The organism is Micromonospora sp. CV4, from assembly GCF_003667455.1.
Taxonomy (GTDB): Bacteria; Actinomycetota; Actinomycetes; order Mycobacteriales; family Micromonosporaceae; genus Micromonospora.
Genome location: NZ_RCVI01000213.1, coordinates 1 through 20,771 on the forward strand (window position 1 = coordinate 1; position 20,771 = coordinate 20,771).

General features: G+C 73.3%; 21 protein-coding genes. 9 read left to right on the forward strand and 12 right to left on the reverse strand.

Annotation, left to right across the window (positions count from 1 at the left end; genetic code table 11):
• Positions 1-14: 14 nt before the first annotated feature.
• Positions 15-1,460: an alpha-amylase family protein gene (locus tag EAD98_RS08410; RefSeq protein ID WP_121653487.1), complete on the forward strand. Its 1,446-nt coding sequence runs from the start codon at positions 15-17 to the stop codon at positions 1,458-1,460.
• Between the two features lie 71 nt (positions 1,461-1,531).
• Positions 1,532-2,443, forward strand: coding sequence for a L,D-transpeptidase (locus EAD98_RS08415; protein ID WP_121653488.1), 912 nt, complete (start codon positions 1,532-1,534; stop codon positions 2,441-2,443).
• A gap of 10 nt (positions 2,444-2,453) precedes the next feature.
• On the opposite strand, the gene EAD98_RS08420 is transcribed toward EAD98_RS08415, so the two are convergent.
• From EAD98_RS08420 to EAD98_RS08435, 4 genes are read right to left on the reverse strand one after another with little or no spacing between them, the layout of a single operon-like run.
• Positions 2,454-3,098: a response regulator transcription factor gene (locus EAD98_RS08420; protein ID WP_233583759.1), complete on the reverse strand. Its 645-nt coding sequence runs from the start codon at positions 3,096-3,098 to the stop codon at positions 2,454-2,456.
• The gene (locus EAD98_RS08425; RefSeq protein ID WP_147457357.1) at positions 3,095-4,225 is read right to left on the reverse strand and encodes a sensor histidine kinase; all 1,131 of its coding nucleotides are present in this window, start codon (positions 4,223-4,225) and stop codon (positions 3,095-3,097) included. Before EAD98_RS08425 ends, EAD98_RS08420 begins: the two co-directional genes overlap by 4 nt.
• Positions 4,226-4,251: 26 nt before the next feature.
• Positions 4,252-5,067: an ABC transporter permease gene (locus EAD98_RS08430; protein ID WP_121653490.1), complete on the reverse strand. Its 816-nt coding sequence runs from the start codon at positions 5,065-5,067 to the stop codon at positions 4,252-4,254.
• Position 5,068: 1 nt separating this feature from the next.
• The gene (locus EAD98_RS08435; protein WP_121653506.1) at positions 5,069-5,968 is read right to left on the reverse strand and encodes an ABC transporter ATP-binding protein; all 900 of its coding nucleotides are present in this window, start codon (positions 5,966-5,968) and stop codon (positions 5,069-5,071) included.
• Positions 5,969-6,387: 419 nt separating this feature from the next.
• Between EAD98_RS08435 and EAD98_RS08440 the strand changes: the two genes are divergently transcribed.
• Entirely contained in the window at positions 6,388-7,242 is an 855-nt protein-coding gene (locus EAD98_RS08440) for an alpha/beta hydrolase (RefSeq protein WP_121653491.1), read from the forward strand.
• A gap of 63 nt (positions 7,243-7,305) precedes the next feature.
• On the forward strand, positions 7,306-8,454 hold the full coding sequence (locus EAD98_RS08445) for a site-2 protease family protein (protein WP_121653492.1): 1,149 nt from the start codon (positions 7,306-7,308) through the stop codon (positions 8,452-8,454).
• Here the strand turns inward: EAD98_RS08445 and EAD98_RS08450 are convergent, their stop codons facing one another.
• Entirely contained in the window at positions 8,455-9,738 is a 1,284-nt protein-coding gene (locus EAD98_RS08450; RefSeq protein ID WP_233583760.1) for an FAD-binding protein, read from the reverse strand.
• Positions 9,735-10,508, reverse strand: a complete 774-nt coding sequence (locus tag EAD98_RS08455) for a hypothetical protein (protein ID WP_121653493.1) — start codon at positions 10,506-10,508, stop codon at positions 9,735-9,737. Before EAD98_RS08455 ends, EAD98_RS08450 begins: the two co-directional genes overlap by 4 nt.
• 101 nt (positions 10,509-10,609) lie before the next feature.
• Between EAD98_RS08455 and EAD98_RS08460 the strand changes: the two genes are divergently transcribed.
• Entirely contained in the window at positions 10,610-11,047 is a 438-nt protein-coding gene (locus tag EAD98_RS08460) for a hypothetical protein (RefSeq protein WP_121653494.1), read from the forward strand.
• 6 nt (positions 11,048-11,053) lie between these two features.
• Here EAD98_RS08460 and EAD98_RS08465 read toward each other — a convergent pair whose 3' ends face one another.
• Positions 11,054-11,983, reverse strand: coding sequence for an LLM class F420-dependent oxidoreductase (locus EAD98_RS08465; protein ID WP_121653495.1), 930 nt, complete (start codon positions 11,981-11,983; stop codon positions 11,054-11,056).
• 98 nt (positions 11,984-12,081) lie between these two features.
• Here EAD98_RS08465 and EAD98_RS08470 point away from each other — a divergent pair, with 98 nt between their 5' ends.
• The gene (locus EAD98_RS08470; RefSeq protein WP_121653496.1) at positions 12,082-12,393 is read left to right on the forward strand and encodes a helix-turn-helix transcriptional regulator; all 312 of its coding nucleotides are present in this window, start codon (positions 12,082-12,084) and stop codon (positions 12,391-12,393) included.
• Entirely contained in the window at positions 12,394-12,924 is a 531-nt protein-coding gene (locus EAD98_RS08475; protein WP_121653497.1) for an SRPBCC family protein, read from the forward strand.
• Positions 12,925-12,976: 52 nt separating this feature from the next.
• Here EAD98_RS08475 and EAD98_RS08480 read toward each other — a convergent pair whose 3' ends face one another.
• Both EAD98_RS08480 and EAD98_RS08485 read right to left on the reverse strand, forming a co-directional pair.
• Positions 12,977-14,014, reverse strand: a complete 1,038-nt coding sequence (locus EAD98_RS08480) for a hypothetical protein (RefSeq protein ID WP_121653498.1) — start codon at positions 14,012-14,014, stop codon at positions 12,977-12,979.
• The gene (locus tag EAD98_RS08485) at positions 14,014-14,283 is read right to left on the reverse strand and encodes a hypothetical protein (RefSeq protein WP_121653499.1); all 270 of its coding nucleotides are present in this window, start codon (positions 14,281-14,283) and stop codon (positions 14,014-14,016) included. The genes EAD98_RS08480 and EAD98_RS08485 overlap by 1 nt, the downstream gene beginning before the upstream one ends.
• 442 nt (positions 14,284-14,725) lie before the next feature.
• On the opposite strand from EAD98_RS08485, the gene EAD98_RS08490 reads away from it, so the two are divergent.
• Both EAD98_RS08490 and EAD98_RS08495 read left to right on the forward strand, forming a co-directional pair.
• Positions 14,726-15,295: a dihydrofolate reductase family protein gene (locus tag EAD98_RS08490; RefSeq protein WP_121653500.1), complete on the forward strand. Its 570-nt coding sequence runs from the start codon at positions 14,726-14,728 to the stop codon at positions 15,293-15,295.
• 10 nt (positions 15,296-15,305) lie between these two features.
• Positions 15,306-16,247 (forward strand): GNAT family N-acetyltransferase, encoded by a 942-nt coding sequence (locus tag EAD98_RS08495; protein WP_121653501.1) that lies wholly within the window; start codon positions 15,306-15,308, stop codon positions 16,245-16,247.
• On the opposite strand, the gene EAD98_RS08500 is transcribed toward EAD98_RS08495, so the two are convergent.
• The 3 genes from EAD98_RS08500 to EAD98_RS08510 all read right to left on the reverse strand — a co-directional run bounded on the left by EAD98_RS08500 (position 16,242) and on the right by EAD98_RS08510 (position 20,471).
• On the reverse strand, positions 16,242-18,899 hold the full coding sequence (locus EAD98_RS08500) for a LuxR C-terminal-related transcriptional regulator (protein WP_199723338.1): 2,658 nt from the start codon (positions 18,897-18,899) through the stop codon (positions 16,242-16,244). The two genes, EAD98_RS08495 and EAD98_RS08500, sit on opposite strands and share 6 nt — an antisense overlap.
• Before the next feature lie 151 nt (positions 18,900-19,050).
• The gene (locus EAD98_RS08505) at positions 19,051-19,845 is read right to left on the reverse strand and encodes a class I SAM-dependent methyltransferase (protein WP_121653503.1); all 795 of its coding nucleotides are present in this window, start codon (positions 19,843-19,845) and stop codon (positions 19,051-19,053) included.
• A gap of 71 nt (positions 19,846-19,916) precedes the next feature.
• Complete coding sequence (locus EAD98_RS08510; RefSeq protein WP_121653504.1) at positions 19,917-20,471, reverse strand: Uma2 family endonuclease; 555 nt, start codon at positions 20,469-20,471, stop codon at positions 19,917-19,919.
• Between the last annotated feature and the right edge of the window lie 300 nt (positions 20,472-20,771).

Below are 20,771 nucleotides of genomic sequence, written 5' to 3' on the forward strand. Positions count from 1 at the left end.
CGTCAGGAGTCCCGATGCACCGACGTCGACGCGGCTCAGCGATCCTCGCCCTCGGCCTGATTGCCAGCCTGCTCGTCCCCAGCACCGTGACGGCTCCCTCGGCCGTCGCCGCCCCGTCCGGCGGCAAGAAGGTCATCGTCCAGCTCTTCGAGTGGAACTGGCCGTCGGTGGCCAGCGAGTGCCAGAGCACCCTCGGGCCGAAGGGCTACGGCTACGTCCAGGTCTCGCCCCCGCAGGAACACGTGCGGGGCAACCAGTGGTGGCTGGCGTACCAGCCGGTCAGCTACCGGATCGAGTCCCGCAAGGGCACCCGGGCCCAGTTCCAGTCGATGGTGAACACCTGCCACGCGGCCGGGGTCAAGGTGCTCGTCGACGCGGTCATCAACCACATGTCCGGGCAGGACGCCGGCGGCACCGGGTGGGCCGGCTCGTCGTACTCGCACTACGACTACCCGGGCATCTACCAGACGCAGGACTTCCACCACTGCGGCCGCAACGGCGGCGACGACATCGCCAACTACAACGACCGGTACGAGGTGCAGAACTGCGAGCTGGTCAACCTCTCGGACCTGAAGACCGAATCGGACTACGTCCGTACGAAGATCGCCGCGTACCTCAACGACCTGCTCTCCCTCGGCGTGGACGGGTTCCGGCTGGACGCCAGCAAGCACATGCCGGCGGCCGACATCGCCGCGATCAGAGGCAAGCTCTCCCGCTCCGCGTACATCGTGCAGGAGGTCATCCACGGCGCCGGTGAGCCGATCCAGCCGACCGAGTACACCGGCAACGGTGACGTGCACGAGTTCCGCTACGGCAAGGACCTCGCCCGGGTGTTCCGCTCGGAGCGGCTGGCGTACCTGCGCAACTTCGGCGAGGGCTGGGGGCACCTGCCCAGCGGGCCGTCCTCGGTGTTCGTGGACAACCACGACACCCAGCGCGACGCCGGCGGGGTGCTCACGTACCGGGACCGCGGGATCTACGCCCTCGCGAACGCCTTCATGCTGGCCTGGCCGTACGGCTCGCCGACCGTCATGTCCAGCTACACCTTCAGCAACCGGGACGCCGGCCCGCCCTCGGACGGCGCGAACAGGACGTTGAACACCACCTGCTACTCGGGCTGGGAGTGCGAGCACCGCTGGCCGGTGATCGCCAACATGGTCGGCTTCCGCAACGCCACCGAGGGCGCCGGCGTGGCCAACTGGTACGACAACGGCAACAACCACATCGCGTTCAGCCGCAGCGGCAAGGGCTTCATCACGGTCAACGACGAGGACTCCGCGGTGAACGGGCGCTCGTACTACACGGGGCTGCCCGCCGGCCGGTACTGCGACGTCATCCACGGCACGTACGCGGGCGGCACGTGCAGCGGCCCGGTGATCACGGTGGACGGTAACGGATGGTTCGCCGCCAACGTGCCCGCGCACGACGCCGTGGCCATCCACATCGGCGCTCGCGTCTGAGCCGCCGGGGCCCCCGGGCCGGAATCGCCGAACCGGGGGCCCCGAACCGCATCCCGTCGTAGAGTGCTTTGGTGCCGTTTGACCGAATGACCCCGTCCCGTCGCCGGGGCGGCTGGGTGGCCGCCGCCGTCGCCGTCGCCGCGCTGCTGATCGCCGCGCTGCTGGTCGGCCAGGCCCTCACCCCACGCTCGGCGACCACCGACCGACCTGTTGCGGCGGCGGCCGATCCGACGCCGAGCAGCATCGAGCAGAGCCCCGAGGAGTCGGTGCCACCGGCCGCTCCCGCCCCGGACGGGCTACCGGTCGTCGACTACGACCCCGCTCCCAAGGGGTTCCCCGCCGACCCGGCCACCATGGACACCACACCCCTGACCGAGGGCGTGCACCCGACCCGGCGGATCGCCGCGTACGACGCACCCGGCGGGCGTCCTCTGGCCTTCCTCGAACCGACGCTCGCCGGTGTCGAGCTGACCGTGCCGATCGCCGAGCGGCGGGCCGGCTGGACGGCCGTCCTGCTCCCGTCGGCCAACCGGCGGCTCGCCTGGCTGCCGTCCGGCGGGTTCGACACCGTGGCGCTGCGCGACCAGATCGTGGTGGAGCGCAAGGTGCACCGGCTCACCTGGTACCGGGCCGGCAAGGCGGTGCGCTCCTGGCAGACCAGCCTGGGCCAGTCGGGGCAGGAGACCCCACTCGGGCGGACCTTCATCCTGGGCCGCACCCCGCCGCCGCAGGACGTCTACGGCGGGGTGGACATCTACGCCCTCGGCTCGGTGCCCGACGACCCCTCAGCGGTGCCGGCCAGTCTGCGCGGCGCGCACATCGGCGTGCACACCTGGTACAACGACGACGAGCTGGGCGAGAACACCACGAACGGCTGCATCCGGATCACCCGCAGCGGCCAGCGCGAACTGCTCGCCGAGGTCCGCCCCGGCAGCAGCCTGGTGGTGGTCGACCAACTGCCCACCCCGCCGCCGACGGCCTGAGCGGCGTCCGTCATCCGCCGAGCAGCCAGCCGTTCTGCTCGGCGATGCGGACCGCCTCGGCCCGGTTGCGGGCGCCGGTCTTGCCGATCGCCGCCGAGAGGTGGTTGCGCACCGTCCCCTCGGACAGGTGCAACACCCCCGCCAGGTCGGCGACCGCGCCACCGCCCCGGGCCGCCCGGAGCACCTCGGTCTCCCGCTCGGTCAACGGGCTGGCCCCGGTGGCCAGGGTCTCCGCGGCCAGTGTCGGATCCACCACCCGCAGGCCGGCGTGCACCCGGCGGACCGCCTCGGCGAGCTGCCGTGCCGGCGTGTCCTTGACCACGAAGCCGTTCGCACCGGCCTCCATCGCCCGGCGCAGGTAACCGGGTCGACCGAAGGTGGTCACCACCAGCACCCGGCAGGTCGGCAGCGCGGCCCGCAGCGCGGCGGCGGCGGCGATCCCGTCCAGGCCGGGCATCTCCACGTCCAGCAGGGCCACGTCGGGAGCGGTCCGGCGGGCCTCGGGCACCACCTCGTCGCCCCGGCCGACCTCGGCCACCACGGTCAGATCCGGCTCCAGCGACAGCAGCGCCGCCAGCGCGCCACGGACCAGCGCCTGGTCATCGGCGAGCAGCAGTCGGATCGGCCCGGACGGACCGCCGGCGGAGCCGCTCACCGGGCGTCCACCGGCGCGTGCACCCGCAGCAGGAAGCCGCTTCCGTCCGCCCGACGACCCACGGAGACCGCGGCGTCCAGCCGCCGCGCCCGTTCCCGCAGGCCGACGAGCCCGTGCCCACTGCCGTCGGGGGTGGACGGACCCCGGCCGTCGTCGCTCACCTCGACCCGGTCCGGGTGCACCCGGATCGTGCAGCACCGTGCCCCGCTGTGTCGGACCACGTTGGTCACCCCTTCCCGCACCGCCCACCCGAACAACCGGTCCCGCTCGGCCGGCAGCGCCGGCACGTCGGCCGGCAGGTCCGCCGCGATTCCCGCCGCGGCGAGCGCGGAGCGGGCGCCGGCCAGTTCCCCGGCGAGGGTCACCTCGCGGTACGCCCCGACCGTCTGCCGCACGTCCGCCAGCGCCGCCCGGGCCAATCCCTCCACGTCGGCGATCTCGGCGGCGGCCCGGTCCCGGTCCACCTCGATCAGCCGGCCCGCCAACTCGGCCTTGATCGCCACCACGGTCAGCGAGTGCCCGAGGATGTCGTGCAGGTCGCGGGCGGCTCGGGCCCGCTCCTCGGCGACCGCGAGCCGGTGGATCTCCTGCTGGGCGGCCTGGAGCTCACTGTTGCGTTGAGCCAGCCGGGACACCCCGAACATGGCGAACGAGGCGAGCAGCACCGCAAAGACGATGGTGCTCTCCGCCTCCCACCCCGGCACCAGCCGGGACGCCAGGACCGGGGTCACCGCGCAGAGCACCACGGTGGCCAACGCCTCCCGGAACGGCAGCAGGAACACCGCCGCGGCGGCCACGTAGACCAGGGTGGCCAGCCAGTCCCCGCCGGTGCCCGGGATGCTGGCCACTCCAACCGCGAGCAGCAGCAGCAACCCGGTCCATGCCCGGGGCACCGGGATCGGCAGCAGCGACTGGCGCAGTCGGCGGGCCCACTGGAACAGCAGCACGTACCCGAGGCCGAAGACGATCAGCGCGGCCACGCCGACGACCCGCCGCCACGGCTGTGGCTGGTGCAGCGCCGTGGCGAGCGGCACGTTGAGGAAGAAGAGCCATACCGCGGCCAGCAGCCAGCCGGTGAACCGCCAGTGGCGGTTCGCCGGCCGGGCCTGCCCCGTCGAAAGATCCATCGGGTCCACGCTAACGGTCGGGGCGGTCAGACCCGAGCGGTGTCCCGGCGGAAGAGCCGGGCCGCGCCGACACCGAAGACCAGGGCCCAGAAGGCGATGTTGGCCACCGCGGCCATGCTCACGCCCGCACCGGTCAGCGGGGCGCGGGACAGTTCGCCCACGCCGTACACCGGGGTGAACTTCGCGACCTGCTGGAGCACGTCCGGCAGCACCTCGAGCGGGACGAAGAGCCCGCCGAACATGGCCAGCACGGCCAGGATCGGGCCGATGAACTGCATGACGTTCTCGGCCGGCACCAGATAACCGATGAAGAGGCCGAACGCGGCGAAGACCAGCGAGCCGAGCCACGCGGCGAGTCCGGCCAGCAGCCAGACGTACGCCGGGACGCGGACGCCGGCTGCCGCGCCCACCAGGAACTCGACGACGACCGCGAGCAGGCCGAGGGCCATCGCGGTGATCAGCTTGGTGGCCACGTACGCGGTCGGACGCAGCGGGGTGAGCCGCAGCTGCCGGCTCCAACCCAGCGCCCGCTCGGTGGCCACCGCCCCGCCGGCGCTGGTGGTCGCCACCATCGCCGCGTAGACGGCCAGGCTGATCATGACGTACGCCGTCACCGGACGGCCGTTGTCCAGCGTCTGCCCGCCCTGCGGCAGGCCGAAGATGAGGAAGAAGAAACCCGGCATGATCAGCGTGAACGCGAGCGTACGGCGGTTGCGCAGCACCCTGCGCAGCTCGATGCGCAGCACGGCCGGGGCGAACCCGCCGAGGGCGGGCAGCCGGCGGTCCGGTTCGTCGGGCCGGTCGGTACGGGTGGCGGCGGGGGTGGCCGGCAGGGTGGTCATCTCAGGCTCCGGTGTGCTCGGTGGTCAGGGCGAGGAAGGCGTCCTCGAGGTTGCGGGAGGTGATCTCCACGTCCCGGGCCGTGGTCCGCGTGAGCAGGTGTCGGGCGATCGCGTCCGAGTCGCCGGTGCGCACGAGCACGCTGTCGCCGCGTACCTCGACGGCGTCCACGCCGGGCAGCGCGGCGAGCGCGGCCTGGTCGGCGCCGGGCAGGGTGGCCCGGACGGTGCGGCCGGCGGCCAGGTTCTTGATCTCCGCGGTGGTCCCGTCGGCGACGACCCGCCCCTGCCGGACCAGCACGATCCGGTCGGCGTACGCGTCCGCCTCGTCCAGGTAGTGGGTGGCGAAGATGACGGTCCGGCCGGCGCGGGCGTCCCGGCGCAGCGCCTGCCAGAAGTCCCGTCGACCCTCGACGTCCATGCCGGTGGTCGGCTCGTCGAGCACCATCAGGTCCGGGTCGGGCAGCAGGGCCAGCGCGAAGCGCAGCCGCTGCTGCTGGCCACCGGAGCAGCGCCCGACCACCCGGTCGGCGATGTCGGCGATCCCGGCCCGCTCCAGCACCTCGGCCGTCGGGCGGGTGTGCCGGTAGAAGTGTCCGGTCATCTGGACGGTCTCACCGACGGTGAGGTCCTTGAGCAGCCCGCCGGTCTGGAGCACGGCGGCGACCCGGCCCCGGGCCACCGCGTCGTCCGGGGTGCCGCCGAGGAGGCGGACCGTGCCCGCGTCCGGGCGGGCCAGCCCGAGCAGCATGTCGATGGTGGTGGTCTTGCCCGCGCCGTTGGGGCCGAGGAACGCCACCACCTCTCCGGGCTGCACCCGCAGGCTCAGCCCGTCGACCGCGGTGACGGCGCCGAAGGTCTTGGTGAGGCCGTCGAGTTCGACGGCCGGGTGCGTACTGGTCATGTCACTCATGCTCCGGCGGCGCGGGGGCCGGTACCCGGAGCGGTCGTCACGTTCCGGCCGTGACATTTGTCAGGGGCCGTCCCGGCGGCTGCTGACGCCGCCCCCGGCCGCGGTGAGCACGGCGGGCCTGGCCGATACGGGGCGTGACGCCCGCGCGAGCGGGCACCGCGACGAGCGTGATGACTCAGAGGCATAACTATGCCTCTGAGTCATCACGGTCACCAGGACGTCCGCCACCGCACGCCGACCCGCCGGCTCCCAGCCGGTCCCGAAAGACGGCACCGCCCAGAAGGCCGCTACCAGGCTCAGAACGGCGAGCCCGGGCAGCGGCGGCCGTTATCGCCGGTCCGGACGGCGGAGGATTTCCGCGCACGGCAGCGGGTAACCGCCGGGCCGGACGCCGCGACAGGGGGAACGCGATGGGTGCCACGCCGCAGGGCCAGGTCGACACGGTCGTGCTGATCCACGGCCTCTGGATGACCCCGCGCAGCTGGGAGGGGTGGGCGCAGCGGTACGCCGCCCGGGGCCTGCGGGTGCTCACGCCCGCCTGGCCCGGGATGGACCGGGAGGTCGAGCGGTTGCGCGACGACCCCGCCCCGATCGCCGAGCAGAGCCTCGCCGGGATCGTCAAGCACTACGACGGACTCATCCGGACGCTGCCCCGACCGCCGATCATCATGGGGCACTCGTTCGGCGGCCTGATCACCCAGATCCTGGTCGACCGGGGCCTCGGCGCGGCGGCGGTGGGAGTGCACTCCGCGCAGGTGAAGGGTGTGCTCAAGGTGCCCCTGAGTCAGCTGCGCTCCGGCTTCCCGATCCTGCGCAGCCCCGCGAACCGGCACAAGGCCGTCCCGTTCACCCCGGACGACTTCGCCTACACGTTCGGCAACGCGATGAGCCGTGAAGACTCCGACCGGGCCTGGCAGCGCTACGCCGTCCCCGGCGCGGGGCGGGTGTACTTCGAAGGCGCGTTCGCCAACGTCGACCCGCGCTCACCCGCCCGCGTCGACACCGGACGCGACGACCGCGCCCCGCTGCTGCTGATGGCCGGCGAGGTCGACCACGTGGTGCCGCCCTCGGTGGTCCGCTCCAACGCCACGCTCTACCAGAAGTCCCGGGCGCTCACGGCGTACCAGGAGTTCCCCGGCCGGTCACACTTCACGGTCGGGCAGGACGGCTGGGAGCCGATCGCCGACTACGCGCTGGACTGGGCGCTGCGGGCGGCGGCGCTGCCCCGCGAGGCGACCATCGCCAGCGAGACCCCGCGCCGCTGAGCTTCCGTGGTGTCGGCGCCCTGTCGGGCGCATGGGCGGGCCGAGCGGGGGTAACGGGCAGGGATGAGGGCGAGCTTCCGGCTTGGCCGGATCGCGGGTGTGCCGGTCGGCGTCAACTGGAGTGTTCTGGTCATCTTCGCGCTGATCGCCTGGGGGCTGGCGGCCAATCAGTTCCCCCGGTCCTACCCCGACCGGTCCCCGGTGGCGTACACCCTCGCCGGCCTGGCCGCAGCGGTGGTCTTCTTCGTCGGCCTGCTGGCCCACGAGGTGTCCCACGCGATCGTCGCCAAACGCAACGGGCTGGAGGTCGGGGGCATCACGCTCTGGCTGTTCGGCGGGGTGGCCGAGCTGAGGGGCGAGCCCCGCGACCCGGGCGCGGAGTTGCGGATCTCCGGCGTCGGCCCGCTGGTCAGCCTGCTGCTCGGGGCCTTCTTCGGCGTCATCGCCGCGCTGCTCGCGCTGGCCGGGCAGGGTGGCCTGCTGCTCGGGGTGATGGCTTGGCTGGCCGGCATCAACGTGCTGCTGGCGGTCTTCAACGTGCTGCCGGCCGCGCCGCTGGACGGTGGGCGGCTGCTGCGCGCGGCCGTCTGGAAGGCCACCGGGGACCGCACCCGGGCGTCGGTGGTCGCCGCGCGTGCGGGCTGGGTGCTCGGCGCGCTGCTCATCGGTCTCGGGCTGTGGCAGTTCCTGTCCGGGGTGGGCTTCGGCGGGCTCTGGCTGGCGCTGATCGGCTGGTTCCTGATCGGGGCCGCCGGCATGGAGGAGCGGCAGGCCCGCACCGGCAGCGCGTTGCGCGGAATCCGGGTCGGCGAGGTGATGACCCCGCAGCCGCAGACCGCCTCGGCGGAGATGACCGTCGCCGACTTCGTCGACCACTACCTGTTCGCGTATCGGCATTCGGCGCTGCCGCTCACCGAGGACGGCCGGCCGACCGGCCTGGTCACCCTGGACCGGGTGCGGGGCGTACCGGCCGACCGGCGGGCGTCGACCACGCTGGCCGAGGTTGCCTGCCGGGCCGACCAGCTGGTCCTCGCCCAGCCCGGGGAGGAGCTCAACGACCTGCTCCCCCGCCTCAGTGAGTGCGCCGACGGGCGGGCCCTCGTGGTTACCGACGGCCGGCTGGTCGGCATCGTCTCACCCAGCGACATCAGCCGCGCCGTCCAACGCGGCACCCTGCGCACCAACCAACCCACGCCGGCCGCACCCCGCTGATCAGCGGGGAAAGTAGGTGTCCAGTTCGTCGGTGCGGAACTTGCCGGTCGGGTCCAGGCGGGCCAGCAGGGCGGCGAAGTCCGCGTACCGGGGATAGCTGGCGGCGAGCGCGGCCGGATCGGTCGTGAAGACCTTGCCCCAGTGCGGACGCGGCGCGAAGGGCGCCAGCCGTTCCTCCACCGCCGCCAGCACGGGGGCCACCGCCACCGGATCGCCGATCCAGGTGAAGTGCACGGCGAGGCTGTCCCGCTGATGGTTCGGGCTGAGCCACAGCTCGTCGGCCGCCACCGTCCGCAGCTCGCACACCTGGAGCACCGGGGCGATCAGGTGCGCCACGTCGTCCAGGGCGGCGAGGGCATCGGCCGCCGCCGCGCGCGGCAGGTGGTACTCGGACTGGAGCTCGTCGCCGCTGCTCGGGGTGAAGCCGAGCTTGAAGTGCGGCAGCCGCTCGTGCCACGGGCCCGGCACACCCAGCTGCACGGTGCAGTTCTCTGCCGGCATCCCGAGCACCGGATGGCGCGGCTCGTCGGCGGCGGTGGTGCCGAGCCAGTCCGCCGGGGGCGGCGGCTGGTCCGTTCGCTGCTTGCGCCACACCTCACGCAGTCGCGGCGCGCGCCAGTCGGTGAACACGCTCACGCTGTACGCCGAGCCGAGCGCCTCGTCCAGCGCCTCCCGGGGCAGGTCGAGCCGTACGTACTGGCGCAGCTCGAAGGTCGGCGCCACGTCCAGGGTGACCCGGGTGACCAGGCCGAGCGCGCCGAGGCCCACCACCATCCCGGCGAACGTGTCCCCGTCGGTGTCCCGGTCGACGCGCAGCAGGTCGCCGTCGGCGGTGACCAGCTCCAGGGCGGCGACCGAGGTGGCCAGGTTGCCGTGGGTCTGACCGGAGCCGTGGGTGGCGGTGGCCACCGCCCCGGCCACCGAGATGTGCGGCAGCGAGGCGAGGTTGGGCAGCGCGTACCCCTGGGCGTGCAACCGCTGGGCGACGTCGCCGTAGCGCAGCGCGCCGGTGACGGTGACCCGCGAGCGCTCGGCGTCCACGTCGATCGCCGCGGGCAACCCGGCCAAGCTGACCAGGTCGCCGTCCGTGTCGCCGAACCGGTTGAAGGAGTGCCCGGTGCCCACCGCCCGGATCCGGGAGCTGCCCGCGACCAGCCGGCGCAGCTCGTCCATGCCGGTGGGCCGGTGGAACGCCCGCGCGGCGTAGCGCACGTTGCCGGCCCAGTTACGTCGCGGTACGTCGGCCGGAGCGGTCGGCGCCCCGCCGTGTTCCGGTGCGATCACGGTGCGGTCTCCCGATCGGTGGATGAGTGGTCGGCCAACGCGGCGACGAGAGCGTCCAGCACCGTGTCGGCCTGGAGCCGGCTGTAGCCGCGCTGGGCGATCAGCAGGCCGGCGGCGCGGGATCGTTCGATCTCCGCCCGGGCCGCCTGCCGGGTCTGCGCGTCGCCGGACACCAGGGCGTCCTGGCCCCGGCGGATCAACTGGTCGACCTGGTCCATCCGGTAGCCGCGCAGGCCGGTGGGGAGGTCGGGGTCCGCGAAGGCGGCGCGGCGCAGCGCGGGCAGGTCCACGAACCGGCCGCCGGCGTACGTGGTGAGCGCGGCGGACACCTGCTCCGGTTGCTCCCGGACCTGGTCGAGGACGAGCAACTCGATGGCGGGCCGGCCGTCGACGGGATGGCGGGCGGTCACCCGTGGCCCGACCGTCACGCCCGGCACGGGCACCAGCAGCAGCCGCGGCGGCACCGGGCGGCCGTCGCGCCGGGGTGGCTCGTCCAGGACCAGCGTGTCGACCTCGGCCCACGGGATCGACCGGCGCAGGCCCGGTCGCCGGATGGTCAGCCCGTCCGCGCCGATCCCGAACCGGAACGGCCGCAACGCGCTGAACAGCGCCACGACGCCGAGCGCGACGGCTCCCGCCGCGATGATCGTCCGTAGCAGGGCGTCGTCGCGGGGCAGGGCCAGCAACACCACCCCACCGAGTACGCAGACCAGGGCGAGCACCAGTGCCCCCCGACTCCGGCGCAGTTCCACGCTCGGACCCCCGTTCATGACCGTGGCGTCGGTCCCAGCATCGTCCGACAGACGGGGGGCCACGGACACCGGACGATCGGGCACGGTTGTTCTCGCCATCGTCGGGGAACCCTACGCCCATGAGCAGCTACCGTGATCCGGCCCTGCGGGGCGACGTGTTCCCCTCCGAGGAGGAGCTGGACCCGACCGGCAGCGGGTTCGAGCCGGCCAGCGCCCCGCCGGACGCCTCGTCGGCGAGCCATCCGGCGCCCACGCCCGGGCCCCGCCCGACACCGGCGCCCGCGCCCGCACCGACGCCGGTGCCGACCCCCGGGCCGCCGCCGCGCGTCCCCGGCGTCGCGCCGCAGTCGATCGTGACCCGCCATCTGGACGGTTCGGTGGAGGTCGCCACCGACCTCGACGGCGACGGCGTCGCGGACATCGTCCAGGTCGACCTGAACGGCGACGGGGTCGCGGACGTCACCTATGTGGACAGCGATCGGGACGGCCGGCTGGACACCGTGCTGAGCGATCCGGGCATGGTCGGGACCGGCGGCGGGGCCCGCCGAGGGGCCTGAGCGGGCTCAGAGCTTCGCCATCACCTCGCTGGCGACCAGTTCCAGGTGCTCCAGGTCGCTGAGGTCCAGCACCTGAAGGTAGATCCGCTGACTGCCGATCTCCGCGTACCGGCCGATGGTGTCGAGAACCTCGGCGGGCGTGCCGGCCACGCCGTTGGCCCGCAGCTCGTCCGGGTCGCGCCCGATGGCGGCGGCCCGGCGGGCCACCTCGGCGTCGTCCCGGCCGCAGCAGAGCACCAGGGCGTTGGACCAGACCAGCTCGGCCGGGTCCCGCCCGATCTCGGCGCACGCCGCGCGGACCCGGTCGAACTGCGCCGCCGTGTCGGCCGTCGAGGCGAACGGCAGGTTGAACTCGTCGGCGTAGCGGGCGGCCAGCCGGGGGGTGCGCTTCGGGCCCATTCCGCCGAGCAGGATCGGTGGGCGGGGTTGCTGCACCGGCTTCGGCATGGCGGGCGAGTCGCTGATGGGGTAGTACCGGCCGGCGTGGTCGAACCGCTGCCCGGGCGGCGTGGCCCAGAGCCCGGTGATGATCTCGAGCTGCTCCTCCAGCCGGTCGAACCGTTCGCCCAGTGCGGGGAACGGGATGCCGTACGCGGTGTGCTCGTCGGCGTACCAGCCGGTGCCGATGCCCAGCTCCACCCGGCCGCCGCTCATCTGGTCGACCTGCGCCACGGTGATCGCCAACGGACCGGGCAGCCGGAAGGTGGCGGCCGTCATCAGGGTGCCGAGCCGGATCCGGCTGGTGTCCCGGGCCAGGCCGGCAAGGGTGGTCCAGGCGTCGGTGGGGCCCGGCTCACCGCTCACCGCGCCCATCATCAGGTAGTGGTCGGACCGGAAGAAGGCACCGTAGCCGGCGTCCTCGGCGCAGCGGGCCACGGCGAGCAACTGGTCGTAGCTGGCGCCCTGCTGGGGTTCGGTGAAGATCCGCAATTCCATGCTCCGAGCATAGGAAGCCGCACCCTGTGCCGCTCCGGTACCGCGGGGCCTGGTCATATGCTTTGACAGTCATATGAACCCTGCGGCATATTGGAGCTGTGTCCGTCGACGCCTTCACCGTCCTCGCCGAGCCCACCCGGCGCCGGATCCTCGACCAGCTCCGCGACGCGGAGCGCAGCGTCGGCGAGCTGGTGGACAGCCTCGGGGTCAGCCAGCCGGCCGTCTCGAAGCACCTGCGGGTGCTCCGCGAGGCCGGCTTCGTCTCCTGCCGGATCGCCGCTCGACGACGCATCTACCGCCTCGACCCGGGCCCGCTGCGGGCGGTCGACGGTTGGCTGGACCCGTACCGCCGGCTGTGGAACCGGCACCTGGACGCCCTGGAACGACACCTCGACAGTCAGGAGCAGTGAATGGACCGCAACGCCTTCCGCCCGAGCCCACCCGGCGAGGTGCGCGCCGAGCCCGCAGACGGCGGCGCCACGCTGGTCTTCGTCCGCGACCTGCGGCACCCGCCGGCCGCCGTCTGGGCGGCGCTGACCGACCCGGCACGGCTCGCCGAGTGGGCGCCCTTCCTCGCCGACCGGGACCTCGGCTCTCCCGGCGCCGCCGTGCTCACCATGGTCGACGGCGAAACCGCCATCCCGGCCTCGGCGACGGTCCGTCGGGCCGAGCCGCCGCACCTGCTCGAGTACACCTGGGGCGACGACCTGCTGCGCTGGGAGCTGAGCCCGCTGGGCAGCGGCACCCGACTCACCCTGCGGCACACCGTCGCCGACCCGGGCGTGCTGCCGATGGTCGCGGCCGGCTGGCACCTCTGCCTCGACGTGGCCGACCGGCTGCTCGACGGCGACCCGGTCGGCCCGATCCGGGGGGCCGAGGCCCTCGACTTCGGCTGGTCCGAGCTGCGCGACACGTACGCCGACCGGCTCGGCAAGGGCTGACCGGCCGCGGCGGTGAAGCCCCACACCGAGCCGGCACCGAACCCCGGCGCGGTCAGACGTACGGCCGGGTGGCGTACGCGGTCCGCAGCGCGGCCAACCCGGCCGCCTTCGGCGACAGGGTGCCCCACCCGGAGTTGAAGTAGTTGGTCCGGACGATCCGCGGCCCACGCTCGGCGTTGAGCTTGGCCACGGCCGCCGGAACGGTGGCGATCCAGGCCGGTTGGTTCGGGATCTCAGCCGACCGCACTCCCCACTCCGCGATGATCACGGGCCGGGACAACGCGACCGGGCCGAGGTCCGCCACCGCCCAGTCCTTCGTGCGGCGGAACCGGGACAGCGCGGTGTCGTTGGCGTTGGTGGCGTAGGCGTTCCACTGGAGGAAGTCCAGCCGGGACATCAGTGCCTCCGGATGGGTGCGCTGGAAGCAGGCGCGGTCGAAGCCACCGAGCCCGATTGAGAAGGTGGTGCCGGCGGGCAGCGTCCGCGCCTTGAACCAGGTGAGGATGTAGTTCATCGCCTGCACCGCCCGCGCGTCCGACTCGGCCCAGGTGTACGCCTTGCTGTCCTCCGTCGTGCCGAACTCGTGATCCGTGTCCAACTCCGAGGCGAGCTGGATGTTCACCCCGAAACCGAGCGTGCGGTACTGCGCCAGTGCGCGGTGGAACAACCCGTCACACTGGCCCCTGAGCACCTGGCCGTACCCGTACGCCTTCGGCCAGGTGGTGCCGGGGCGCTGCTGGATGGTCATCGACGGCCCCGGCACGGTGTAGCTGGTGCCGTCCACGGTGAAACTCTGCGGCCCGGCGTTCGGGGCGCCGTAGTGCTTCAGTTCCAGGACCATGTTCATCTGCACCCCGGCCTTGCCCAGGTTGATCAGCCAGGGCCGGTTGTAGCCGGGGAAGGTGTAGCCGTCGGCGAAGCTGCGGTACTGGGTGAGCGAGCGGAAGTTGCCGCCGGCCATGTCGGCGGTCGGGTCGGCCCCGCCGGACAGGTAGTAGCCACCGAGCACCGGCGGGCTCAGCGCGTAGTTGGCGGTGGCGGTCGCGGTGTGTCCGGCGGCGTCACGGACCTGGACGGTGACCCGGGGCATCACGCCACCGCCCGGTACACGGCGACCGAACCGTTGTCGGAGACCCGGGTCCAGGTACGTCCCGAGTCGTCGGTGACGGTCAGGGTGAGCGGGTCGATGACCGCGGTGACCTTGACGGGAGCGCTGCTGTTCCCCTGCGCGTCGGTCACCACGATGGTGACGGTCAGCGGCTTGGTGTCGGTGTCGGAGTAGGTGACGGTCAGCAGCATCTGGTCGCCCGGTGAGTAGACGGATGCGCTCAGGGCTGCGATCGCGGTGGGAGCGGCCATGTCGGGGCCCTCTCTCTGCTTCGGCTGCCGGACCGGCACGCGGATGAGCGATGCCGGACCGGGCGTGATCCACGGTGCGAAAGGCCGGCGGGCACGGATAGGGCGGCGCGGCCGGTGGACGGCGTCGCCAGGCTGCCGGAGGTAGACGACCTTGTCCCGATGGGCGATGGCACCGCTGCGGGCGCCCGGAGCGGTGCGGGCGGCGCGGTGTGGACGATGCTGTCCCGACCGGGCCGGAGGAATGGGATGTGGCCCGCCATCCGTCCGCCTCGCCACCTGCCCCAACAGTGCTCTACCAGGGGCTTTACCGTCTTGTCCGGTTTGCGACAGCCCTCCGGAGCGCGCGACCGCCGGTCACGTTACGTCGCTGCTACCGATGCCGACCGCCGGGCGGGCCGACTAGCGTTTCGGCGGTCAACATCACCTTTGGAAAGCATGTGACGTGCGCAAACTGACGTACTACATCGCCACCAGCCTGGACGGGTTCATCGCCGGCCCGGACGGCGAGTCCGACTCCTTCGCGTTCGAGGGGGACCTGGCCGCCGCCATCCTGGCCGACTACCCCGAGACGCTGCCCACCCACGCGCGGGAGCCGCTCGGGATCGCCACGGCGGCGAACACCACCTTCGACACGGTCCTCATGGGCCGCGCGACCTACGAACCGGCCCTGGCCGTCGGCGTCACCAGCCCGTACGCCCACCTGCGGCAGTTCGTGTTCTCCCGGACGCTCGACCAGCGCGACCCGTCGGTGGAGATCGTCGCCGACGAGCCGGCGGAGTTCGTCCGCGCGCTCAAGAGCCAGGACGGGATGGGCATCTGGCTGTGCGGCGGGGCGACGCTCGCCGGCCAACTCATCGGCGAGATCGACGAACTGGTCATCAAGCGGTACCCCGTCGTCCTCGGCTCCGGCATTCCCCTGTTCCGGGCGCCCTTCGCCGTGGCGAGCTTCGCGCTGCGCGACACGAGGGTCTTCAACACCGGCACCACCATCTCCACCTATGCCAAGCACTGAAAGAGGACCGATGCTGTTCCGCGCCACCACCGAGGCCGATCTCGACCGCGTCACCGGCTTTCCCGTCGACGATCCGGTCAGCGCGATCGACGCCGACCGCTACCTTGACGAGCTGGGCCAGGGCATGTACCGGCCGGAGTGGACCTGGATCGCCGAGGACGAGCAGCGGGTGGTCGGCCGCGCGCTGTGGTGGGGGCAGGCCTCCAGCGCGCACCCGATCGCCCTGGACTGCCTGCACGTCGAGCCGTCGGTCGCCGACCGTACGGGTGTCGCGGCCGGCCTGCTCGCCGCGGGCCTCGCGGCGTTCGCGCGGGACGGCGCGCCGAAGCCGCCGCTGTACAACCTGACCCTGCCGAACGGCTGGCGGGACGACGAGTCCGTTGCGGCGGCGGTGGCCTGGCGACGGGACGCGGCGCTCGCGGTCGGGCTGACCGACGAGGTGGAGCGGCTACGGCTGGAGTGGACGCCCGAGGTTGGGGTGCCGGCCACCAGCGGCCGGCTCGTCTTCTCCGAGGGCTCCGACGAGGAGTTCCTCGACGTGTTCCGTCGGATCGCGGTGGGCAGCCTGGACAGGGAGACCCGCCGGAACCTGGCGATCAAGAGCCCGGAGGTCACCGCCCGGGAGGAGATGGACTTCTACCTGGACTGCCCGGGCGAGCGGGCGTGGTGGCGACTGGCCCGCACGGCCGATGGGACGCTCGTCGGGCTGGCGATTCCGTCCGCGACGCCGTACAACCGCAACGTCGGCTACCTGGGCGTCGTGCCCGAGCTGCGCGGGCGGCGGTACATCGACGACGTGCTCGCCGAGATCACCCGGTTCCACGCCGAGCAGGGCGCCGAGCTGATCACGGCCACCACCGACACGACGAACGTGCCGATGGCCGCGGCGTTCGCGCGCGCCGGTTACCGGACCGCGCAGATCCGGCTGCTCTACTCCGCGCCGGAGTCATGACGAGAGCACCGAGGCGAGGTCGGTGCGGGAGGTGACACCGAGCTTGGGGAACGCCCGGTAGAGGTGGTGCCCCACCGTGCGGGGGCTCAGGAACAGTTGTGTGGCGATCTCCCGGTTGGTCGCGCCCGCCGCGGCCAACCGGACCACCTCGCGTTCCTGGGGGCTCAGCCGGCTGAGCGGACCACCCAGGGACGGCTCCGCCACCTCACCGCTGGCCCGCAGCTCCGCACCGGCTCGCCGGGCCCAGGGCTCGGCGCCGAGAGTCGCGAAGGTGTCGAGGGCGTCCCGCAGGTGGCCGCGCGCTTCGAGTTTCCGGCGCGCGCGGCGCAGCCACTCTCCGTAGAGCAGCCCGGTGCGGGCCCGGTCGATGGCGATGCCGTCGCGGTGCAGCCGCACGGCCGAGGTGAAGTGCTGCTCCGCCTCGGCGTCCGGCGTGGTCAGGGCACGACAGCGGTGGGCCAGCGCGGCGAGCGCCGGACGGCCGGTCGCTTCCGCCCACTCGTGGAGCAGGCGCGCCGGTTCGGCGGCCCGCTCGGGTCGGCCGGCACGTACGGCCGCTTCGACGAGATCGGGCAGCAGGAACGCGCCGAACAAGCGGTGACCCGAGGCCACCCGGGCCGCCTCGAACCGTTGCAGCGCCACGTCGGCGCGGCCGAGGCCGAGGTCGAGCAGGCCCAGCGCCCACAGTGCGTCCGCCGTTGCCCGGCCGACGCCACGCGGCTGCGTGTACACCATGGCGTCCCGCGCCAGCCGCTCGGTCTGCTCCTCCTCGCCCCGCACGGCGGCCAGGACGGCCAGGACGGCGCGTAGGTGCGCGGCCCGGTGGCTCAGGTCGTACCCCTCTGCCAGCCGGAGCCCCTCGGCGGCGTGTGCGGACGCGTCGTCGAGCCGCCCGAGGGTCAGCTCCACCCGGGCGAGCAGGTGCAGTGCGGTGGGCAGCCACCCACCCATGCCGTTGTCCCGGCAGTGCTCGACCGCCTCGGCCGCGATCTCGTACGCGGCCTCGTCATCGGCGCTGAGGTGGCAGTAGATCCCGGTCATCAGCCGGTCCATGAACCCGGCATCGGTTCGACCGCGCGCCGCCACGAGCGGTCGGAGCGCGCGCAGGGCGCCGGGCACGTCGTCGGTGAGCAGGCGGGCCGGCACGGCCAGCACCGGCTCGGTCGGTGCCCGGCCCGCGACCGCCTCGATCAGCTCCGCGTTTCCCGAGGAGAAGGCGGCGTGCAGGGCGTCCACCAGCAGCGCGGGGAGTTTGTCTGGCCGCCGGGCACCGATCTGGTCGGCGCAGTCGAGCAGCATCCGGCCGGCGACGTCTGGACTGCCGTACCCCAGCTCCACCACCGCCCGGACCCGCGCGAGGTCCGCGGCCAGGCCCGGGTCCTGCGGCGCCACCTCGACCATCGCCGCGAGCCGGCCGCCCCGCTCGTCCTGGCCCGCGTCGGCCGCGGCCTGTGCGGCGGCGACGAACCGGCGGGCCCGGCCTTCCGGTTCGGCCGTGAGCTGGGCCGCCCGCTCGTACGCCGCGGACGCCGACGCGAGCGCCTGCCGTCCGCCCGCCCAGATCGCGACCCGTTCCAACTCGTCGGCGATACGCTCGTCCGGCCCGGTCGCCGCGGCGGCCAATTGCCAGGCGCGCCGATGCGCGTGCTCGGGTGCGACGAGCATCGCCGCCAGCGCGCGGTGGGCGGCGACGCGATCGGCGTACGGGCTGCCCTGGTACGCCGCGTACCGGATCAGCGGATGCCGGAAGCGCAGCGCGTCGCCGGTCAGCACGATGAGGTCGGCGCGCTCGGCCGGCGCCAGGTCAGCGACCGTCGCCTGCGCGGCCCGCAGGATCAGGTCGAGTGTTCCGGTGTCGTCCGCGGCGGCCGTCAGCAGCAGCGTCCGGGTGGCCTCGGGGAGCCGGCGGATCTGCTCCAGGAAGGCGTCCTGCACCCGGTTCGACGGTGCGGACAGCGTCAACGGGCTGAGCTGACCGGCACGCTGCGTCGGGGTCAACGCGGCGGAGAGTTCACGCAGCGCGAGCGGGTTGCCCTGCGCCTCGTCCATGATCCGCTGGCGCACGTACGGCGACAGGTCCGCGACCAGCGCCGCGGCGGCCTCCGGGTCGAGTCCCGCGAGGTGCAGCGCGGGCAGCCCGCCGATCCCGGCCACGCCCGCGGCGTCCCGGGCCGCGAAGATCAGCACGACACCCTCGACCTGCAAGCGGCGGGCGGCGAACGCAAGGGCGTCCACCGATGCGCGGTCGAGCCACTGCGCGTCGTCGACCAGGCAGAGCAGCGTTCCCTCGCCGGCGGCCTCGGACAGCATGCTGAGCACCGCCAGACCGATGACGAACCGGTCGCGCACGGTGTCGTCGGTGAGCCCGAAGACCGCGCGCAGGGCCCGCGCCTGCGGGCCGGGTAGCTGGTCGACGAGGTCCAGGACCGGCAGGAGCAACTGGTGCAGGCCGGCGAAGGCCAGCTCGGTCTCCGATTCCAGGCCGTCGATGCGCAGCACCCGCATGGCGGACGCCTGGGCGGCGGCGTAGTCCAGCAGTGCCGTCTTGCCGATGCCGGCGTCGCCGTGGATCAGCAGAACGCTGCTCGCGCCGTCCCGGGCGTCCGCCAGCATCCGGTCGATCCGGTCACGCTCCGTCGCCCGGCCCCGCACCACGTACCCCCGTCGTCACCGCCCCCGCCGGCCGCCGTTCCATCGCCGGCAAGCGATGAAGCCGCAGGTCAGGCACCTCGAAGAGGCACCTGAATCTAGCTCAGCAATCGGCCGACACTGAACGGACCCCGGCTTGGCCGGTACGGCGGTGCTACTCGGACGCGACGCCCCGGACGGCCCAGGCCCGCGCGGTGAGCCGGATCGAGCCGTCCGGTTCGACCGGCAACCGGGCGGCCAACAGCTCCCGCAGCGCGGCCCGGCCCGGTTCGGCCAGCGTCGTCACGTACGTCGGAGCGGCGCCCTGCCCGCCGAGGAACGGCGTCCAGTAGTCGGCCAGGTCGGCGAAGACCGTGGGTACCTCGACCGGCCGGACCGACACCTCCCCCAGCCCGGCGTCCACCCACAGCACCCGGAGGGCATCGGGCTGACACACCGTGAAGCGGCGCCCCTCGTCCAGCTCCGCCGCGACCGGGTCGAGCTCCGCGGCGGCCGCCCAGAAGTGACGCATCATCGCCATGCCGTCGGCGTAGTCCCACACGTACGCGGCCACCACACCCGCCGGCCGGACCACCCGGGCGAACTCGGCCACCGCCCGCGCCGGCTCGGGGACGAAGTTGAGCGCCAATCCGCTGACCACCACGTCCACGGCCCGGTCCGGCAACGGCAGCGCGCGGGCGTCCCCGGCGTGGAAGGTCGCCCGGGCATCAACGACACGGGTACGCGCACCAGCGAGGAACCCCTCCGACCGGTCCACTGCGGTCACCCGGCCAGGAGCCCCGTTCGCGAGAATCGTCGAGGTCAGCGCACCCGTGCCGCAGCCCACGTCCAGCCAGTGCCGGCCGGGTGGCACGTCCAACCCGCGCAGGAAGTCGGCCGCGACCAGGCGGCTCCACCGACCCACGTACGCCTCGTACGCGTCGCCGTCCGCCCACACCGGGTGCGCCATGCCGGAACGATACGACGGTTTCCGTCGCTCGGTGACCCGCCGACGCGTCGGTGGATCAGGTGGCCGGGCGCTCAGTCCAGATGCTCGCCGGGGGCCGTCTGGAGCAGCCAGGCCAGCGGCATCCGCGCCCGTTCCTCGTAGCCGCCACCCGCGCCCAAGCGGTGCAGGGTGACCGTTTGCGCGGTGTCCCGGTCCACCACCCAGTACTGCGGGATTCCGGCCGAGGCGTACTCGCGGACCTTGGTCACCGAATCCATCGCCTCGGAGCCCGGTGACACGATCTCCACCACGAGTACGACGTCCGCCACCGCAGCCCAGACGCTGCGGGCGGGCGGCTTGCGCCAGACAGTGAGATCGGGGATCCGGCCACCGTCGCCGTCCGGGCCGGAGATCCGTACACCGGCCGCCTGGAGCACCTGGTCGGCGGGCCACCCCGCCATGATCAACCAAGCGAAGAGCCGACTGGCGATCATGGCGTGTTCCGAGTCGGGCGGCGGCATGACCGACAGGACCCCCTCGGGGCTCGTCTCATAACGGTGGCCGTTCGGGTCGGCGGCGTTCATCGCCGCCACGTCGTCGAGCGTCACGACGGCGGGCATGTGCATGCCGACGGCCTCAGCGCTCATGCCCCTCATCCTAATCGACCAGGGGCGTCGACCTCGGTGGTGCGACGCGGCCCGGTGCGATGTCCACCTGGGGACGCGCGATCACGGTCGCGCTCCGGACGGCCGTACGCCAGCCCGGCGTCGCATCAGTCCCGCTCGTGGATCCTGGCCAGCTCCGCGGCGAACTCGGCGTCGGTGAGCGCGCCGCGTTGGTGTTGCCGGGTCAGCGCGTGGATGTCGCGCCGCCTGTCGGCGCTCGCCCCGCCGGGGGCCGTACGGGTGCGGGGGACGCCGGCGGGGCGAGCGCCGACAGGCGGCGCG

Coding starts and splice junctions, on each gene's coding strand:
- EAD98_RS08455 (WP_121653493.1), bottom strand. CDS start 10,508: ATGAACGGGGGTCCGAGCGTGGAACTGCGCCGGAGTCGGGGGGCACTG.
- EAD98_RS08440 (WP_121653491.1), top strand. CDS start 6,388: ATGGGTGCCACGCCGCAGGGCCAGGTCGACACGGTCGTGCTGATCCAC.
- EAD98_RS08505 (WP_121653503.1), bottom strand. CDS start 19,845: ATGGCGCACCCGGTGTGGGCGGACGGCGACGCGTACGAGGCGTACGTG.
- EAD98_RS08465 (WP_121653495.1), bottom strand. CDS start 11,983: ATGGAATTGCGGATCTTCACCGAACCCCAGCAGGGCGCCAGCTACGAC.
- EAD98_RS08430 (WP_121653490.1), bottom strand. CDS start 5,067: ATGACCACCCTGCCGGCCACCCCCGCCGCCACCCGTACCGACCGGCCC.
- EAD98_RS08445 (WP_121653492.1), top strand. CDS start 7,306: ATGAGGGCGAGCTTCCGGCTTGGCCGGATCGCGGGTGTGCCGGTCGGC.
- EAD98_RS08435 (WP_121653506.1), bottom strand. CDS start 5,968: ATGACCAGTACGCACCCGGCCGTCGAACTCGACGGCCTCACCAAGACC.
- EAD98_RS08425 (WP_147457357.1), bottom strand. CDS start 4,225: ATGGATCTTTCGACGGGGCAGGCCCGGCCGGCGAACCGCCACTGGCGG.
- EAD98_RS08485 (WP_121653499.1), bottom strand. CDS start 14,283: ATGGCCGCTCCCACCGCGATCGCAGCCCTGAGCGCATCCGTCTACTCA.
- EAD98_RS08475 (WP_121653497.1), top strand. CDS start 12,394: ATGGACCGCAACGCCTTCCGCCCGAGCCCACCCGGCGAGGTGCGCGCC.
- EAD98_RS08480 (WP_121653498.1), bottom strand. CDS start 14,014: ATGCCCCGGGTCACCGTCCAGGTCCGTGACGCCGCCGGACACACCGCG.
- EAD98_RS08510 (WP_121653504.1), bottom strand. CDS start 20,471: ATGAGCGCTGAGGCCGTCGGCATGCACATGCCCGCCGTCGTGACGCTC.
- EAD98_RS08460 (WP_121653494.1), top strand. CDS start 10,610: ATGAGCAGCTACCGTGATCCGGCCCTGCGGGGCGACGTGTTCCCCTCC.
- EAD98_RS08410 (WP_121653487.1), top strand. CDS start 15: ATGCACCGACGTCGACGCGGCTCAGCGATCCTCGCCCTCGGCCTGATT.
- EAD98_RS08495 (WP_121653501.1), top strand. CDS start 15,306: ATGCTGTTCCGCGCCACCACCGAGGCCGATCTCGACCGCGTCACCGGC.